Origin of the sequence: Cobetia sp. 10Alg 146, assembly GCF_029846385.1 — a bacterium.
Taxonomy (GTDB): domain Bacteria; phylum Pseudomonadota; class Gammaproteobacteria; order Pseudomonadales; family Halomonadaceae; genus Cobetia; species Cobetia marina.
On the sequence record NZ_JARWKT010000008.1, the window covers coordinates 25,432 to 43,100 of the forward strand.

Here is a 17,669-nt window from a genome sequence, read left to right on the forward strand (position 1 = left end):
AGCCGGATTCGCGGTACTCCATTCCCACTCTGTAAAATAGCCATCTAAAAGAGAGCCTCAGGCAGCGACGTAAACGGCGCCGCCCGAGGCATGTAAAGACGATGATAGTGAAAAGTTGCGCAGCTATTGCTACCACATTCGTAACAAGGAGATCATCACTAAAAAAACCTCATTCAGGTCTCTAACGCGCTGATTATAACCTCCTTATACCATCAACGGAAATATTATAGGGCCCTCTTTCAGTTGACTCAAAAAGTTCCGCCGTATAGAGCCAGAATTTGAGAAATTGGCTCGTAGCCTTTATGCTATGGTATGCGTAGCTAGCATACGCTGCTGGCTACAAGCCAACTTTGAGTACAAACTAGAAATTACTTTCGATAAACTCCTTGAGCGATAACTCTTGAATCCAATACTTACCCTCACAAAAAGTATAACTACTTTCTGAATCTCTCATGTAGTAGCCAGGAATACCATCAATCGACAATTGGACACAACTGTCAACTCCAATGAAGATTGATGACTCGATTATTAAATATTTGCCTTTAGTTTTTGAATATACCATATCTGTAGCTAAACAGTATTCACCAAAGGACTCTTTAGTCTTGTAAGCTAGTTCAAGAGCTTCTACAGGTATCTCTTTTTTCTCATATATACCTGAGCCAGAGGCTCTAAAATCGTCCCCTTTAGGGTAGCGATAGTAACCGAATAACTTGTTTCCTATAGCTATTACACGTAGATCGTATTCAGCATCTTCTATCATTTCCTGGAAATAGATATAATCTTTTTGTGCATGATACGGAAAATAAGTTTTTAGTCCTTTGTATGAGAAAGCCTTATTTACAATCTTCAATGCATCTCTTTTATTTTTTATTTTTTTGACACCTAGTGAGGAAGATCCAGTAGCAATTTTAGCTATTAAGGGAAATTTACATATATCAATATAACGTCGTGCTTCTTCCTGAGAATAAGTCACAAATGTAGGTATTTCAGGAAGATTGTATAGACTATAGAGGTAATGAGACATCAACTTATTCTCATAGCTGGCAATACCAGCTAGAGTAGGAAATGTTTTAATCCCCAATTTATTATTAAGAATAAAAATTTTGTCTTGTGCATGTGCCTGAGAAGATGGATCAGACCTAGTATGCCACACTATTAAAGAAAAATTTTTAGCTTTCTCGATCCAGTCACTTTGAAATGGATCAAAATATGAATACGAAATTGAATTCGTTTTTAAGAATCTTTCATATTTGGTGCTATAATCTCTTTGTTTTACATATTTATCATATTGCAGGTCTGTTCTTACTAATCCTACATGAAGTTTGTCCTTCAAAATCGATGGATCTATACTAACAACATCAGCTTCATTTAGCCACTCATCCAGTAATTCACGTGAAATAAGATCTCTTTCTAAATATGTGGATCGCGCTTTGACATAACCTGCCTTCAATAGAGGTTGAGACAGTATCAGATCTCTAAAGATATTTTTGATCATAATCTTCCCTGGAATTCATTAATTCTATTATCCTTAATCAAACCGTTTTTAATTATAAGTGAATCCTTAAGGACCTCGTTAATCTCATCTTCAATTAAATAATCTATGTGCTTAGATACAATCTTGCTCAAAACTTCAGAAATTGTTTTATAAAATAATGTCGGTGTATGATCGACGGCATAGTGTACTACTCCGTCAACCGTATATATAGGCTTCTCTAAACTCGTAGGTATTGATGTTTCTATTGCGCCACCAGCATCGCAGCTAATATCAATAATTAATGAGCCTGTCTTCATATTTATTAAATCTTTCTTATATATAATATGATCTTTACGCGCTGTATCCCAAAGAATGGCGTTGACAACTACATCATATTTAAATATTTCTTCACATAGAAGGGTTTCAGTCCGACGATCGTAGACAGTAACATCAGCCCCCATGAACGTCAGAATTTTAACAGCACCTCTAGCAATATTACCACGTCCAATTACGGCAACCTTGGTATCATAAGGGAACAATCCGTGGATCGTATAAGCATGTATAACCGCCGCTTCACCGGCAATTTCATTATTTCGCCAAAAGACGTGTCTTCCTCTATCAAACATATCTTCCCATGCAAAAGCTGTAATCTTATTATTAACCAGAATATCTGTTATATTTTTATTCTGTACAGCATGCACCCAGCCAAAGATAGTTTTATTCCGAATTTCATCCAAATAACCTGCATCACCTATCTTAGGATCACAAATTATATCTTTATCGAGTATTTCACTTTTCGTAGCTACATTCACTCCTTCTTTTATATAATCTTCATCAGCATACCCTAAAACTTCTCCATACCCCTTTTCAACAAAGATATTACACTTATTTTTAATCGTTTTTATATCTAATGGAATGAGCGCCCGACGTTTTTCATTAGCTTTATCACTTTTAATAAATCCTACTGTTTTTCTCAACATGATACTAACTTCCTCTTTTTAAAGTAAGATGTGAACGCCATAGCGCCCATTAAGAATTGCGACAAAAATATGCCCATCGCCGCTCCAATCAGACCAAAGTTATAAATAAGTGGATATATACAGATAAACCCTATAATAGATGAATATAGAGTGATTTTCATAGCCAAATTAGCATAAGCATTTATTAGTAGGTAATTAGTAGAATAGACACTTTGCAATGCGATAAAGAATACACCTACCACTAATATAAACATTACAATAAAAGCTTCGCTACTATTTATCCCTAAGAAGTCGAATATAATATTATGCAGTAATAGTAGCACTATGCATGCACCAAGAAATAGCGGGATATAACAAAGTGAATATACAAAAAACTTATCTTTGTTTCGACTTAAATATGGATAAAAAACGGTTGATACGACTATATTTAGAACGCCTAATAGGCTTACTATTTGTCGAATAGCTCCAAATATACCTGCGGCATTGCTACCTAGTATCATACCCACTAATAAATTTGCCAAACTATTGTAGAGATTTGGTGCAAACTGATTTACGAAATAAGAGAATCCGATTTTTAAGGTTTTCACTACATGCTTTATAGATATAACAACAGGATTAACTATGAATTTTTTACGCAAAACCATGTGAGAAAGTAACATTATAACAAAACAGGCTACAGAATTTATTACAGGATAAAGAATATAATCATCCTTATCTTTTATGAACAAATAAACACCTATCAATAACATAACTTTTATTGATAGATTTAGTATCGTTATGTACCTCATTCTTTCAACACCCCGAAAAAACCACTCCGGTTGTAAAGTTTGAAAGATTAACGTTACAAACGATACAAAATAGAATACTTTATGAGAGGCAAGTTGCGGTATATAAATCACAGCTACGGTATACGGCAACAAACACACTAGTATCAATAGTAACTGCGTAGCCATAATCTTGCTATAAATGTAATTGATCTGTTTTTTACTACTTCTATGCTGCGCTACTTGTTTAGTTGCAAAATAATTGAACCCATAATCAGTTATAGATTGAAATAGCTGGATAAGCGATAACGACATTATTATAAGGCCGTATACCTCTAGCCCCAAGACCTTTATCAAGTAAGGGAGCATTAAAAATGGAAGAGCAAGGTTAAATACTTTTAAAACCGACAATGATATTAGATTATCAAACAATCGTAGGACATCTCTATCTAGGGTTATACGTTTCATGACAACTATTTATCCTACTAAAAACTAATTCGTTAACTTTAAATCATGACCTCTTTGAGCTAATGAAAATATTAAGCACAGGGCCCTGGCCGTAAATATAGATATAATCTTAGTAAGTTTTCGCTATGTAACTCCTAGCTCAACGACTTCCGTTGCCAGTAAAAACAATCCGTATAGTGCGTAGTATAATCAATAAATCGAGCCATAAAGAAAAGTTTTTAATATAATAAAAATCATACTCAAGTTTTTCGATCATCCCCTCGACTTCAGCTGCATATCCCTGCTCTACTTGCGCCCAACCGGTAACTCCCGGGCGTACTACATGACGATAATGGAAAAAAGGTACATCTCTCTCGTACCATTCTGTCAAAGACATAGATTCCGGACGCGGTCCAATCATGCTCATTTCACCCTTCAAGACATTGAACAATTGGGGCAGCTCATCAAGACGGCACTTGCGAATAAAGCGTCCCACGCGTGTGATTCGGGGATCATGCCCTTCCTGGGTGAAACCAGTCCCCTTCATATCGATATACATGCTGCGGAACTTGTAGACCGTAAACGGGCGGCAGTGGAATCCCATACGCGGTTGGCAGAACAGTGCCTTGCCCGGGCTATCCAGACGAATAGCAAGTGCCGTCAACAGCATGACAGGGGTCAGCAACGGAATCAGGATCAAAGCAGCGAGAATGTCCATGCCGCGCTTGATGACTTCATAATCTTCACGTGGCGTCAGCGAGCCGAATTCATTGGCATAGAGGTGATCCAACAGTACCTTGCCAGTAATCATTTCATGTGCCTGGGTGGCGTGATACACCGGAATGCGGTGGATAGTGCAGTCAGCAAGGAAACGTTGCCATTCTTCCGGGAGATCCGCGCGTAAATCTGCGACTACTGCGTCGATTCGCTTCATACCCGCAAGTGACGGGGCCTCCAACTGATACCAATAGACTGACTTGCTGTGGTCATCACACAACGCCGGCGCCTTACCGAAGGGCACCACTGCCATGCGCTTGGTGGTCAGCTTGCTGTCCACATAGTAGAAGGCCCCACCGAAGACGATGGCCATCACGAAGGAAATCCCGACTTGCAGACGTGACACCTCAATTTCCAATACCCCGCAGATGATGATGAGCAAGGTATAGGAAGCCGCAACTGTCGGAATGACATACGTGAAGGAGCGCGTGCCCGGCAGTTGGCAAAGGCGGTTGATCAGCGTCAGTGACAAGGTGAAGGCAGCTGCAGTACCCAGAATCGCATTCCATTGTGCCAACGTGGAGGTATTCCAGAAATCGAATCCCCAGCGGTACATGGCAGGCAGTACCACGACCAGCAGAACACCAAAGAATGTCTGCAGCCGCTTGCTGGCAAGCAGGCGCTCGTAGTGACGTGAATAGCGCCGTTGGTGCTCCATGGTAGAGCTCATGTCTTTCATGTCTGGTTCCCTTCGAATTCAATATGACTGATGACGGAATACAGCGGGATCATTTATAGCTGTAGTTGTAATAGCCATAATTCTCGCCATAGGCACCGGCGGCCTTGCGCTCCATGGCGTTGAGGATTCCCCCTTTCACGACAATCCCAGAAGCTGCCAGGCGCTTGAGAGAGACTTCCACTTCCTTAGGGGCATTTACCCCGAAGCGCGAGACCAGCAGAGTCGTGCCCACATGCTTGCCGATGACGGCGGCATCGGTGACGGCAAGGATGGGCGGGGAATCGATGATGATCAGGTCATAACGCTCGCTGACCGCGGCCAGGAAGTCCTGGAAACGTGCGCTCATCAGCAGTTCCGAGGGATTGGGCGGCGCAATGCCACGTGCGACGTAGGAAAGTGTCTCAAGTGCGGAAACAGGGCGAATGACCTCTTCCAGCGACTTCTTGCCTGCCAGGTAGTCACTCAAGCCACACTCGGAGCGCTCATCGAAGATGGAGTGCATGTGGCCCTTGCGCATGTCGGCATCCACTACCAGCACGCGTTGCCCGGCCTGGGCACAGACAGCCGCCAGGTTGGCGGCAATGAAACTCTTGCCGATCCCCGGGCTGGGGCCGGTGATCATCAGGGTGTTGGATGAGGATTCCAGCATGGCGAAGTGCAGGCTGGTGCGCAGGCCACGCAAGGCCTCGATCGCGAGATCCGCAGGATTGCGTTCGGCCAGCAAGCCATTGGGGATTTCACGTGAGTGCTTATCTGTCGCGCGTTTCACCTTGCGGCTCAGCTTGCCCTGCTCATCCGAGAGCGGGATGGTGGCATACATCGGCAGGCCCAGCGCTTCCAGCTGGTCCGGCGATTCCACGCCACGCCTAAACGCCGCACGTAGCACAATGACACCGACGGACAGCATGCCACCCAGCAGTGTCATGATGACCACGATCATGGCCTTCTTCGGCTTGATGGCGCCCGGCAAGATACCAGCGTCGTCAAGAATACGCACATTGCCCACCGTACTGGCCTTGGCAATCTCCATTTCCTGAACTTTATTCAACAGCTGCACATAGATAGCTTGTGTCACTTCCACACTGCGCGTTAGGCGTAACACTTCCTGCTGCGTTTCAGGCAGATTTTTCACCTGGGCATTCAGCTTGTCCATCTCACGCTTGAGCTGTGCTTTCTTCTCGAGCAGTGCTTTGTAAGTCGGGTGGCTAGGTGTGTAACGTTTGGCGATCTCTGCTTCGGTCAGTTCCAGCTGATTGACCTGAGCTTCCAAATTCACGATGCGCTCCAGCACTGACTGGGTCTCCAGTGAGAGATCCACACTGTCACGTGAGGTCCTGAATTCATTCAGGCGCGATTCCGCTGCATCTAGCTGGGCACGTACCTTGGGCACCTGGTTATCGAGGAATTCGAGGCTGTTGCGTGCTTCTTCACTCTGTCGCTGCACATTTTGCGAATAATAGATATCCGCGATGGTATTCAAGGTTCGCTGCAGTTCACGCGGATTCTCCCCTGTCATCGCCCATGAGAGAATGCCGGTTTCCTTGCCCTGCTCCGAGACGGAGAAGGTACTGCGAAGCTTTTGAATCGCCTGCATGCGGCTGATATGGGTCAGTACGAATTCTGCACCCTGTGGGGCATTCAGGGAGGTAACACGTAGATTGAGCTGGCCGTCGGCAAAGCTGTCCAGCTGGTTGATGCTGCCCTTGCCCAGCGACTCATCCTCTTTAAACAGCTCGTAGTGTGTTTTATCGATGACTCGAAGGGTGATGGTGCTACCAAGCATTGCATCAACGACTGGCATCTCGCTGACAGCAATGCTCTCTTCTGCCCAAGTGCTTGCCCAGCCTTGCGCAAAATCTGGGCGCTTTACCCCACGCCGCACGAGGAAATCTCCCAGCAATGGCAGGCGCTTCGGGGTGACAATAATGTCCAGATTAAGCAGGTCTACCGCACGGCCTAGTACCATCCGTGAACGAACGATCTCGATCTCGGATTGAGACGGTGGCTGCTTGCCCAATATTGAATTTACATCTGCCAACGGGTTATTAGTAGGAGCATCATCAATCTGTATCAGAGCGTCTACCTTGTAGATCGGTGTCGCCAACAGAGCGTAGAGCACCCCGATAAGGGCAAACAGTCCAGTGGTCGCAATGATCCACCTTTTATAATCAATTAAGGTGCCAAACAAGCGACCCAGGTCAATCGCATCGTCATCGTTATTGCGAGTGGCAACTGTCGGCATCGCCTCAGTGGCCGTATGTTGCGGGGAGTGATTCATGATACACCCTTGGAGTGCTGCGGCTCACGTAAGAACCAGTGGCAAGTGGTAATGAAGTAGAAAATAAGATGCTGGCGCTGATCAGTCATCATTACGTAGATCATCAAAATCATTTAATGACCGTGTTGTTTGATATATCGAGGTTACTGTCGGCAACAATTGGTTCAACAGGCGATTCCAGCGCCCTATACTAGTTGTAGTAACGTAAACTACATCTGTAGGTTGAAGCATGAACTCGGCGCCGATCACGAAGGCAGCCGAATCGCGGGCATCCAGCTGATAGACGGTCGCCAACTTGCCGGTGCTGCTTTCAGCACGGCGCACGACGAAGATACCCTTGGCATCGGCCTGGCCTTCATTGATACCACCGGACTGGGCAATGGCATCCGTCAGCGAAATACGCGAATTGCCCATCGCCAGACTGCCCGGCAATTGCACCTCGCCCATCACGTAGACCTTCTGATTGCCCACATCCGGGATGTGCAGTACATCGCCGTCGCGCAGCAGACGGTTGTTGCTCAGCGCGCCGTTCTGCAGCAGGTCATACAGCGAGAAGTGCTCATCACTGTCATCACGTGTCAGTACCACGTCGTGCCAGTTGGCCAGCGGCGACAGGCCGCCTGCCTGATTGACGGCATCAAGGATGGTCAGCGGCACATTGGTGATCGGCAGAATGCCGGGGGTTGCCACCTGCCCGGTGACATAGACCTTCTGGGACTTGAATGCCGCCACCTGCACATCGATTTGCGGGGAGGCGATATAGCCGGACAGACGACGCTCGATGACTGCCCGCAATTCCTTGACGGTGAGCCCCGCCGCTTTCACGCGCCCGATATAGGGATAAAAGATGGTGCCGTCACTGTGAACGCTGTTGCCGGATTCGATGGCGCTGCGCTCGGAGCCGGCCGGGATGGTCAGTTCGGGGTGGTCATAGACGATGATGTTGAGTACATCCCCTCGGCCGATACGGTAATCGTAATCGGCCAGCTGCTGTTCCAGCTTCTCGTTGTCACGCTGGGCCTTCCCGTGACTGTCCTTCAGGGCATCTACCATGCCAAAGGTGATGGGCCGGACCTCGAGCGCGTCATCCAGGGGAGCCGTTTCCGCTTGATAATCCATGTTGCCACCGGGGGCAAAGGCACAGCCGGTGGTAGACAACATGGCAATCAACAGCGCGGTGGTCATTGCCAGGCGGGGGCGCGGCTTCAGCGCACAGCCCTTGCCAAACATGGTGACCTTGATCATGTAAAACCCCCGAAACCTGCAAGATGAAGTAAGCAGCTCACCCGGCGCGCCTTGGCAAGGCACATCCGCCATGAGTGCTGAAGCGATGAAAGACGATGGATCGTCAGGAAGAGACGCTGGTTCGGTGCCCATGAACCGAGGTGGTGCACCTCTGAGCCATTCAGCGTTCAGGCACGCTACCGCCCTGAGGTATATGACGGCGCTTACCCCAAGGCCCGGACACGCCCACCAGCAGAGACTGCTGATGACGCGACAGAATTGCTTCCACGATGGAAACAATTCAAGAATTTTAAGACAAACGTTTCCCCACCCTGGAAAGGGCGTTACGAGAAGTCATAGGGAAAGCGGCAATGCAATGTGGCGCCTTGAAACGAAGTTCTCGAGTTCAATTCCGGATGGCCTTGACTCCTTCTCTTGATTTCATCAGGCGAGACACAAAGCATCACCTCAAGACAGAAAGCACATAGTGAGCATCGCCTTGAGGCGTGAGGATTCATCCATCACACGCAGGCATGTCGAGCTCATGAAGTTGCTTTGTGTCTTGACGCTATAGCGTTTGAGTGACTCAACCATGACATTGGCAGTACAAGAAATTTTTTACGCAAAAAAGCACGTCATCAGCGAGTCAGAGGCAGGCGTGATTGACAAGAAAGAAGATTGCCAGCAGTAGCGGTAGGAGAATGTGTCACTTGCCAGAGGAGCACACGACAACCTCTGTGGTGCTTGATTTCCTATCAATCTGGTTCGCATCCTTGCCAACCCTGTCGCCTTTTCGCAACACGGCGGTGACAAATAAGGTGAGCATCATACTGTAAAATCACGCAATTCATCCACCAGTTTTTCACATTTCATTCAGGTCCAGGCGTGAGATTCTGGCACCAAATATCTGGTAAGCTACTGATATAAAAACAATTTCCTGTCATTTGACCCACTTTTCACTGTACTGATCACAGTTGACAAGACCCACCATGCGTCTGCTATGTGCGACGCAGCAGTACTCACACGCCCCAAACAGTTACACAACGATACGCAAATATACATTCAGAACCACAACAAGCCCCGACAAGCATTAGACAAACCATCCCCAAGAGATTAATTAAGCACCTTCTTATAATGACTTTCACTCGTCGGATTTAGTAAGCTCAGCCCCCTGACAGATATAAGGCCTGATATGATTTCGGCAGGTGAAGACGTCACATTGGCTCCCATATCTCTGCCAGCGGGTGAATTGAGATTCTCTAAAGAATGGGAATACGCTAAGATGGCTCGCATTATCACTAGATGCGCCATGCTTCAACTGATTTCACCTGTCATTGATGAGAATGTCATGGCTTGAGTGTACGCTTGCTTCTTTCAATCGCATGCCGGGCGCATTGTTCCAACTCTGTTCAAGTCTTGTCATAAAAATGTGCATGACCTGCCAATTGGTGCCAATGGGAAACCAATCGACAGGACATCACGATCACAACCAGATGTGCAGATGTACTCTGCAGGAGATAAGGCCCTCTCATGAAACGTACTGCTACAACATTGGTCATCGCGGGATTGGCGCTATCCCCTCTCGTTGCCGGGATCGCGCGCGCGGAAAGTGAAGCGCCAGCGCAGACGGGCACGACATCCACCGGCTCTTCCACAAGTACCGGCAGTAGCAGCGGTGGTGGCACTGCCGCAGGCGCCGGCGCAGCCGGTGGCATGGCAGCCGGCAGCATCGCCGCCGTTGCCGCTGGCCTCGCAGCGGCAGTGGGCGTCGCGGCGACTGTCGCATCTGGTGGCGATGGCAGTAGTGGTGGTAGCACTGGCGGCGATATCGGCACTGATCCGGGTGATGGTGGCGACGGCGGCACTGATCCGGGTGATGGTGGCGACGGCGGTACTGACCCGGGTGATGGTGGCGACGGCGGTACTGACCCGGGTGATGGCGGCGACGGCGGTACTGATCCAGGTGATGGTGGTGACGGCGGTACTGATCCAGGTGATGGCGGCGACGGCGGCACTGATCCAGGTGATGGTGGTGATGGCGGTACTGATCCAGGTGATGGTGGCGATGGCGGCACCGATCCAGGTGATGGCGGCGATGGCGGCACTGATCCGGGTGATGGTGGCGACGGCGGCACTGATCCAGGTGATGGTGGCACTGATCCGGGTGATGGTGGCACCGATCCGGGTGATGGTGGCACCGATCCGGGTGATGGCGGCGACGGCACTGATCCGGGTGATGGTGGCACCGATCCGGGTGATGGCGGCGACGGCACTGATCCGGGTGACGGCGGCGACGGCGGTACTGATCCGGGTGATGGCGGCGATGGCGGCACTGATCCGGGTGACGGCGACGGCTCGACTGGCACCACCGATCCGGGCGATGGCGACGGCTCCACTGGCACCACCGATCCGGGCGATGGCGACGGCTCGACCGGCACGACTGATCCCGACGATGGCAGTAACCCGGATGAAGGCGGCGAGCCGGGCGATGGTGACGGCACGACAGGTACCACCGGTACCACTGGCACGACAGGTACCACGGGCACGACCGGCACCACCGGTTCTACCGGGACGACAGGCACCACCGGCACGACAGGTACTTTCTGATCATCATGATCTCGATATCCATCAGCATGGGGGGTCGCCTGGCGGCCCCTTTGCTCGTGTCCGGCGCACTGCTGCTTGGCGGCTGTTCCGCGCTTGAGCAGGGGCAGCTGGGTCAGACGGCGAGCGCCGTGTTCGGCAGCGATCAATTCGATGCCGAGCGCGCGCGCGCCCTGCCCTACGCGTCGCTGCGTCTACGCTACGACGGCAACACCGGCATGGTGGTACTGGCGTCACTTGAGACTGTCAGTTCCCGCCCCCCCAGCGCCACGGACGCGAGTCCGATACAAGCAGACCACGAGCTGTCTTCACCGGCAGCCTCGTCATCTTCCGCCACTTCTGCCGGGACAGTGACGACTCCCTCGTCGCCTCCGACAGAACTGGCCCGTTTTGAAACCGCGGACCACGCCTTCGTTCGCCTGGAGAACGGCTGGCTGACCGGCACTGCCGGCTTCGACAGCGACCTCCTGGACATGCATCGCGAGACTCGCCTGACCACGCTGATGTCCGCGTTGGCCGCTGGCGAGCCTGCTCCCGGCTACCACGTACGCACGCGCTGGCAACGCGCCGATGGCACCGAGGGCTATGCCCAGGGCAGTGCCGACTGGTCGTGTGCCGCGCCGAGCGTGCAGCCCTTCCCGCTTGGCGAGCAACGCGTCTCCCGCTGTGAGGAGAGCATTCACTGGAGCGACGGCACGTTGAGCATCAATCACTACGCGGTGGCCCCCGCCATGACACCGGTTGCCTCTCCCAGAATCTGGGCGGCAGAGGTTCAGGCCTGGCCTGACTCACCCCATTGGCGTTGGGAGGTGGCACGTGCCTGGTGGTAAGCGTGGTACCCGGCAGGAAAGTGCCTGGCAAGACGGTACATGGCATGACAGCCGCCGGCATCAGCGCTTTGATCACGTCGCCCCTCGCGGGGGAGCCGACGGCCATTCTCCTGTTCGTCGAGGTGTCGTGAAACCTTATCTGCCAACACGTCTGAAGGCCGTCCTGTCCGCCGCACTGCTCGGCTCTCTGGTGGCCGCATCGGGCGCCTTTCTGACGCCTGCGCCAGCGTTTGCCGCTGATGCCGCGGTTGATCGCGCTCAGCCACCCACCACGCTGACCATCAGCGAGGCACTGTCACGTCACCTCGCCGAACTGAGGGGTGAGCACGGCATTGAATGGCCGCACACCTTCGTGGCGACCCGGCAGGCACGTGAGCACTCTCGCCAGCTGGGGCGTCGGCTGTTCTTCGAATTGCGTCAACTGAGTTCACAGGCGGTGTTCGATGAGCGTCTGCCCGCCGCCGGGCTCAAGCATTGGATGCAGATCGTCAAGCGCACGCCGATCGGCGGCCGTCAGGTGGGGCGTATCGATCCCATCGCGCTGTGGCGTTTCCCGCGCCTGGATATCCCGCTCAGCACGCATGACTGGATCGGGCAATGCCAGCCCGAGACACGCCTGCAGCTGTGGAGCGCCGTGGGCGTTCGTCAGCTTGACTGGCGGCCGGAGCTGACCCTGCGCGAGGCCATTGCCGGCCTGCCGGGTGCACGGACCAGCGCCGAAAGCGCCAGTGTCATCACGCTCAGCGGCCGAGTGATCGAGCGCGGCATCAGCGCCTGGAACGAGCAACCCTACACGCTGGCGCCGGGGGATCGTGTCGTGATCCATCTGCCGCGCCTCTCGCCCTCGGCGGCCTGGGTCAATCGCAGTCTGCCGGAATGGTTGAGCCTGCAATGGCCGGGCAAGGCGTGCCGCAGCCTGGATGCCATCACGGGCCAGCCCCAGACGCCGGAGTACCTGCTGTCGCTGCGTGAGCTGGACGCCTCTCCTGAGGCAGCAGAAGCGAGAGCGCCAGAAGGCACGGCTGAGGCGAAGGTGGCGGCCGACAACGCCCCCGCCGACGCGTCGACGCCCGCATCCGTCGAGAGTGAGACCCCATGAGCGAGGCGTCCATGAACCCGCCGCACGCTTCGCGCTCAGGCAAGCAAAGGATGGCAGCAGACAGCATGCATCATTTCCCCTCTTCTCCCGCCATGCAGGCCAGGCCGCGTCTGGCACCGCTGCCACGCATCATCCGCAGGCTGGCGCTGCTCAGCGCGGGCGTGATGCTGGCCCCCGTGAGCCACGCCGGCGTGCTGGATGGCCCGCAGCCCGTCGAGAGCCGCCTGAGCGGCCTGGGGCATGGCCAATCGGATTTCGGCGGCGTCGGGCTGATGCAGACACCGACCGCGCGCATGCAGAAGCCGGGCAGCATCCACTTCTCCTACAGCCAGGTCGAGCCGTATCAGCGCTATAACGTCAGCCTGCAGCCGCTTGACTGGCTGGAAGTGGGCTTTCGCTATACCGAGGTCACCAACCGCCTGTATGGCGAATCCATCGCCGGTGACCGCGATTATCTGGACAAGGGGGTCGATGCCAAGATCCGCCTGTGGGAAGAGAGCCGCTATCTGCCGCAGCTCGCGGTCGGCCTGCGCGACATGGGCGGTACCAGCCTGTTCGGCAGTGAATATCTGGTCGCCAGCAAGCGCTGGTATGACCTGGACTTCACGCTGGGACTGGGCTGGGGGTATCTGGGCTCTCGCGGGGATCTCTCCAACCCCATCGGCTGGATACGCGACAGCTACAACGACCGCCCCGGTCGCGGCGAGACCGGCGGTGACCAGGGTGGCGAGTTCTCCCTCAACAGCCTGTTCAAGGGCGACATGGGCGTGTTCGGCGGCGTGGAATGGCAGACCCCGTGGGACCCGCTGGTGATGATGGTGGAGCTGGATGGCAACGACTATCAGAGCGAGCCACAGGACAACGATCAAGCGCAGGACAGCCCGATCAATCTGGGCGCTCGCCTGAGCGTGACCGACAACCTGACCCTCAAGGCCGGTTGGGAGCGGGGCAATACCGCGATGCTGGGCGTCAACTTCGGGGTAGATCTCGCCGGGCTCTCCCAGGCCAAGCTGGACCGCCCGCCGGAGGCCTTGCAGGCAGAAGCCCCCTCACGCAACCAGGTCAGCTGGCCTGAGCTGTCCCGCGAGATCCAGGCGCAATCCGGCATTCGTGTCGATAGCCTGTCCCGCGAAGGCACGGCGCTGATCGTCAGCGGCGAGAGTACGCGTTTCCGCTCGACCGCACAGGCCGAAGGCCGTGCCAACCGCGTATTGCACAACCGCCTGGATGACTATTTCGAGAGCTTCCATTACCGCCTGCGCTCCGGCGGCCTGGATACCCGCGAAGATGTCCACCAGCGTGCCGATATCGTCAATGCCGGTCACGACGCCCGCCAGCAGCTGCGCTATACCCATGGCGTCTATGCGCTGGCCGCCACCGAACCCGACAGTGACGAGGCACAAGGTGCCGCACGCTACCCGGGTGAGAAGGTACTGCTCGAGAATCCCGATGATCGCTGGAGCGCCGGCTTCTCCCCCGGCCTCAACCAGAACATCGGCGGCCCGGATGGCTATCTCTATCAAGCCTATCTGCGCGGCTCCGCCGCCTGGCGTACCGATCGCCACGGCTGGCTCTCCGGCTCGGCGCAGCTGACCCTGTTCGACAACTTCGACAAGTTCGATTACATCTCGGACTCCAAGCTGCCGAGGGTTCGCTCCTATATCGGGCGCTATATCGAAGAGACCGACGTCGGTATCGACAACCTGCAGTACACCCGCACCCACCAGTTCGGGCGTGACTGGTACGGGATGGCCTATGGCGGCATCCTGGAGATGATGTATGCCGGTGTCGGCGCCGAGGTGCTCTATCGTCCGCTGGGCTCTCCACTGGCCTACGGGGTCGATGTGAACTGGGTCAAGCAGCGTGAATTCGACCAGCAGTTCGGGCTGCGCGACTACTCCACCACCACCGGCCATGCCAGCGTCTACTGGGATACCGGCTACGAGGATGTGCTGGCCAAGGCCAGTATCGGCCGCTATCTGGCAGAAGATGTCGGCGTGACGCTGGATGTCTCGCGCGGCTTCGCCAATGGCGCACGCATGGGGGCCTGGGCCACCTTCACCGATGCCGGTGACGACTTCGGTGAGGGTAGCTTCGACAAGGGCCTCTACATCGTGCTGCCGCTGGATGCCTTCTTCATGCACTCCACCCGCGACAATGTCGGCCTGGCCTGGAATCCGCTGACGCGTGATGGTGGCGCCCGCCTCAATCGCAAGTTCAGCCTGTATGACATGACCAGCTATCGCGACATGGACGACTACTGGCGCGGTTTCGCCTCACAGGTATGGAAGTGATCCTGACCGCGAGCTGACCTCTGCTCCCGCAGACAAGGCCGATCGTGCTGCAGCTCTCCTCAGTCACCTGCCGTGCCAACGACAAGGCCCCGATCCTCTGGATCGGGGCCTTGTCGTCTACGCCTTCTGGTATGCGCCTTCTGGTCTGCGCCTTCACTCATGCCTTCTTGAGCGAAGGCATGAGTGGGCCACAATCTCTCACACCATACTCACCGCCCGGTGAAGTTGTTGCGCACCAGATCGACCACGTCATCCATGCGCCCATTGAGCACCGCCTTGGCGGAGTAGAGCGCGGTGGAAGCGACCTGCCCGGCTTCGATGTGCGGCGGCATCACCAGCTCCATGCGGTTGACCTTGACCTCGAGCACTCCGGGGCCGTCCTGGGCCAGCAGGCTCTGCACTGCCTCATCCAGCTCGTGCTTCTCCTCGACACGCCGTCCCCACAGCCCCATGGACTGGGCGACCAGCGAGAAGTCGGGATTCTCGAGTTCGGTGTAGGTATCCAGGATGCCCTCGACCTTCTGCTCCAGCTCAACGAAGCCCAGCGTGCTGTTGTTGAAGATGACGATCTTGAGCGGGATCTTCTCCTGCTTGAGGGTCAGCAGGTCCCCCATCAGCATCGACAGACCGCCATCACCGCACATGGCGATCACCTGACGCTCAGGGTAGGCCTTCTGGATGCCGATGCCCTGAGGGTAGGCATTGGCCATGGTGCCATGCATCAGACTTGGCAGCGTGCGGCGCTTGCCGTTGGCGCGGATGTGACGCAGACACCACACCATGGGGCTACCGCCATCGGCGGTGAAGACGGCGTCCTCACTGGCATGGCGGTCCAGCGCCAGAGTCAGCTCCTGCGGGTGAATCAGATGCTCATCGTCGGAGGTGACGGCGGCCTCGTCGCGCGCCTCGAGATATTTCTTACGGCAGCTGTCAAGCCAGCCACTGTCATCACGCGGGTCCACGCGGGTCAGCAGCGCGTCGCAGGTGTCCTTGACGCTACCGACGACACCGAGATCCACCGGATGACGGATACCGATCTTGCCGGGGTCGAGATCCACCTGAATCACGGTAGCCTTGTCCGGATAGAACTGGGACCAGGCAAAGCTGCAGCCCAGCAGCAGCAAGATGTCACATTCCGCGACGGCCTCGTAGCCGCCCTGCAGGCCGAACACGCCGGTCATGCCGACTTCGAGTTCATTGTTGGGCTCGATGAAGTCCTTGGCACGCGACGTCCACGCCACCGGCGCCTTGAGGCGACGTGCCAATGCCAGCACTTCTTCCTGCGCATCCTGACAGCCGACCCCGGCGTAGATCGACACCTTGCCCGGCTGATTGAGCGCCTCGGCGACGGCGGCCAGCTCCTGCTCACTCGGACGGATCACCGGCGAGAAGCGGTGGGCACGCCAGGGCAGCGAGGCCTTCGGCTTCTGTGGGAAAAGATCCCCCGGGACGATCAGCACCGCGACCCCACCTTCCGCCAGCGCCTTCTGCGCCGCGATGGCCACCATGCGGCGAGCATTCTCGGGATTGGTCAGGTATTCACAGAACACGCTGTACTGGGAATAAAGCGCCTTCTGGTCCACATCCTGCGGGAAGCCCACGCCCATCTCGGCGGTATCGATCTGCGAGGCGATGAACACCACCGGTGCGCCATTGCGATGCGACTCGATCAGACCATTGAGAAAGTGGGTGCTCCCCGGGCCACAGGTGCCGGCACAGCAGGTCAGCTCCCCGCTGATGAAGGACTCGCCCCCTGCCGCGAAGCCGGCCACCTCCTCATGCCGCACATGCACCCACTCCATCTCGGAGCGCCGGATGGCGTCGGTGAAATGGTTGATGGTATCGCCGACGATGCCGTAACAGCGCTTGGCACCTGCCTCGAGCAGGGATTCGGTGATGATCTCGGAGACGCTATGGGCCGAAGAATGGGACTTGGACATGGGGGCGCTTTCCTTTTCCGTTGAGTTGCGGTGAAGGATGAGCAATGCATTCACTCATTCGAATAAACAGTAAACAAGACGTTGGGATGACCCGAGGAAATGCAATGGTGAGGGCGCAAGGCATAAGTGGCACACGGCGTTGCGTGCGGCGTAGCATGAGCCTGAGGCACCCGAGCCACACCGCCTGATCACGCCACTCCGCCTGATCACGCCACGCAGCGTGCACAGGCGGAGTGCACAGGCAGAGTGTGCATGCAGAGCACAGCGCGATGCTGGATG

General features: G+C 54.2%; 11 protein-coding genes. 4 read left to right on the forward strand and 7 right to left on the reverse strand.

The window, feature by feature from the left end; all coding sequences use genetic code 11:
- Positions 1-361 precede the first annotated feature (361 nt).
- The 6 genes from QD172_RS13815 to QD172_RS13840 all read right to left on the reverse strand — a co-directional run bounded on the left by QD172_RS13815 (position 362) and on the right by QD172_RS13840 (position 8,776).
- Positions 362-1,495: a hypothetical protein gene (locus QD172_RS13815; protein ID WP_279856027.1), complete on the reverse strand. Its 1,134-nt coding sequence runs from the start codon at positions 1,493-1,495 to the stop codon at positions 362-364.
- Positions 1,492-2,454, reverse strand: a complete 963-nt coding sequence (locus QD172_RS13820) for a N(5)-(carboxyethyl)ornithine synthase (RefSeq protein ID WP_279856029.1) — start codon at positions 2,452-2,454, stop codon at positions 1,492-1,494. Before QD172_RS13820 ends, QD172_RS13815 begins: the two co-directional genes overlap by 4 nt.
- The gene (locus QD172_RS13825) at positions 2,448-3,686 is read right to left on the reverse strand and encodes an oligosaccharide flippase family protein (protein WP_279856030.1); all 1,239 of its coding nucleotides are present in this window, start codon (positions 3,684-3,686) and stop codon (positions 2,448-2,450) included. The genes QD172_RS13820 and QD172_RS13825 overlap by 7 nt, the downstream gene beginning before the upstream one ends.
- Positions 3,687-3,825: 139 nt before the next feature.
- Positions 3,826-5,121 (reverse strand): exopolysaccharide biosynthesis polyprenyl glycosylphosphotransferase, encoded by a 1,296-nt coding sequence (locus QD172_RS13830; protein WP_279856031.1) that lies wholly within the window; start codon positions 5,119-5,121, stop codon positions 3,826-3,828.
- Positions 5,122-5,170: 49 nt separating this feature from the next.
- Entirely contained in the window at positions 5,171-7,399 is a 2,229-nt protein-coding gene (locus tag QD172_RS13835; protein ID WP_279856032.1) for a polysaccharide biosynthesis tyrosine autokinase, read from the reverse strand.
- Positions 7,400-7,480: 81 nt separating this feature from the next.
- A complete protein-coding gene (locus tag QD172_RS13840) occupies positions 7,481-8,776 on the reverse strand; it encodes a polysaccharide export protein (RefSeq protein WP_279856033.1) in 1,296 nt (431 codons plus the stop codon).
- Between the two features lie 1,525 nt (positions 8,777-10,301).
- On the opposite strand from QD172_RS13840, the gene QD172_RS13845 reads away from it, so the two are divergent.
- From QD172_RS13845 to QD172_RS13860, 4 genes are all read left to right on the forward strand, one after another.
- Entirely contained in the window at positions 10,302-11,327 is a 1,026-nt protein-coding gene (locus QD172_RS13845) for a hypothetical protein (RefSeq protein WP_279856034.1), read from the forward strand.
- On the forward strand, positions 11,287-12,057 hold the full coding sequence (locus QD172_RS13850) for a hypothetical protein (RefSeq protein WP_279856035.1): 771 nt from the start codon (positions 11,287-11,289) through the stop codon (positions 12,055-12,057). Before QD172_RS13845 ends, QD172_RS13850 begins: the two co-directional genes overlap by 41 nt.
- A gap of 127 nt (positions 12,058-12,184) precedes the next feature.
- Complete coding sequence (locus QD172_RS13855; RefSeq protein ID WP_279856036.1) at positions 12,185-13,156, forward strand: capsule biosynthesis GfcC family protein; 972 nt, start codon at positions 12,185-12,187, stop codon at positions 13,154-13,156.
- A gap of 65 nt (positions 13,157-13,221) precedes the next feature.
- Positions 13,222-15,450 carry a YjbH domain-containing protein gene (locus QD172_RS13860; protein ID WP_258038200.1) on the forward strand — a complete coding sequence of 743 codons (2,229 nt, stop codon included), beginning with the start codon at positions 13,222-13,224 and terminating at the stop codon, positions 15,448-15,450.
- Between the two features lie 209 nt (positions 15,451-15,659).
- Here QD172_RS13860 and QD172_RS13865 read toward each other — a convergent pair whose 3' ends face one another.
- Positions 15,660-17,390, reverse strand: a complete 1,731-nt coding sequence (locus tag QD172_RS13865) for a thiamine pyrophosphate-dependent enzyme (RefSeq protein WP_279856037.1) — start codon at positions 17,388-17,390, stop codon at positions 15,660-15,662.
- Positions 17,391-17,669: the final 279 nt, after the last annotated feature.

Bases quoted from the DNA above. Each gene is read 5' to 3' on its own strand.
- QD172_RS13830 (WP_279856031.1), bottom strand. From the start codon at position 5,121: ATGAAAGACATGAGCTCTACCATGGAGCACCAACGGCGCTATTCACGT.
- QD172_RS13860 (WP_258038200.1), top strand. From the start codon at position 13,222: ATGCATCATTTCCCCTCTTCTCCCGCCATGCAGGCCAGGCCGCGTCTG.
- QD172_RS13835 (WP_279856032.1), bottom strand. From the start codon at position 7,399: ATGAATCACTCCCCGCAACATACGGCCACTGAGGCGATGCCGACAGTT.
- QD172_RS13865 (WP_279856037.1), bottom strand. From the start codon at position 17,390: ATGTCCAAGTCCCATTCTTCGGCCCATAGCGTCTCCGAGATCATCACC.
- QD172_RS13815 (WP_279856027.1), bottom strand. From the start codon at position 1,495: ATGATCAAAAATATCTTTAGAGATCTGATACTGTCTCAACCTCTATTG.
- QD172_RS13840 (WP_279856033.1), bottom strand. From the start codon at position 8,776: ATGGGCACCGAACCAGCGTCTCTTCCTGACGATCCATCGTCTTTCATC.
- QD172_RS13825 (WP_279856030.1), bottom strand. From the start codon at position 3,686: ATGAAACGTATAACCCTAGATAGAGATGTCCTACGATTGTTTGATAAT.
- QD172_RS13820 (WP_279856029.1), bottom strand. From the start codon at position 2,454: ATGTTGAGAAAAACAGTAGGATTTATTAAAAGTGATAAAGCTAATGAA.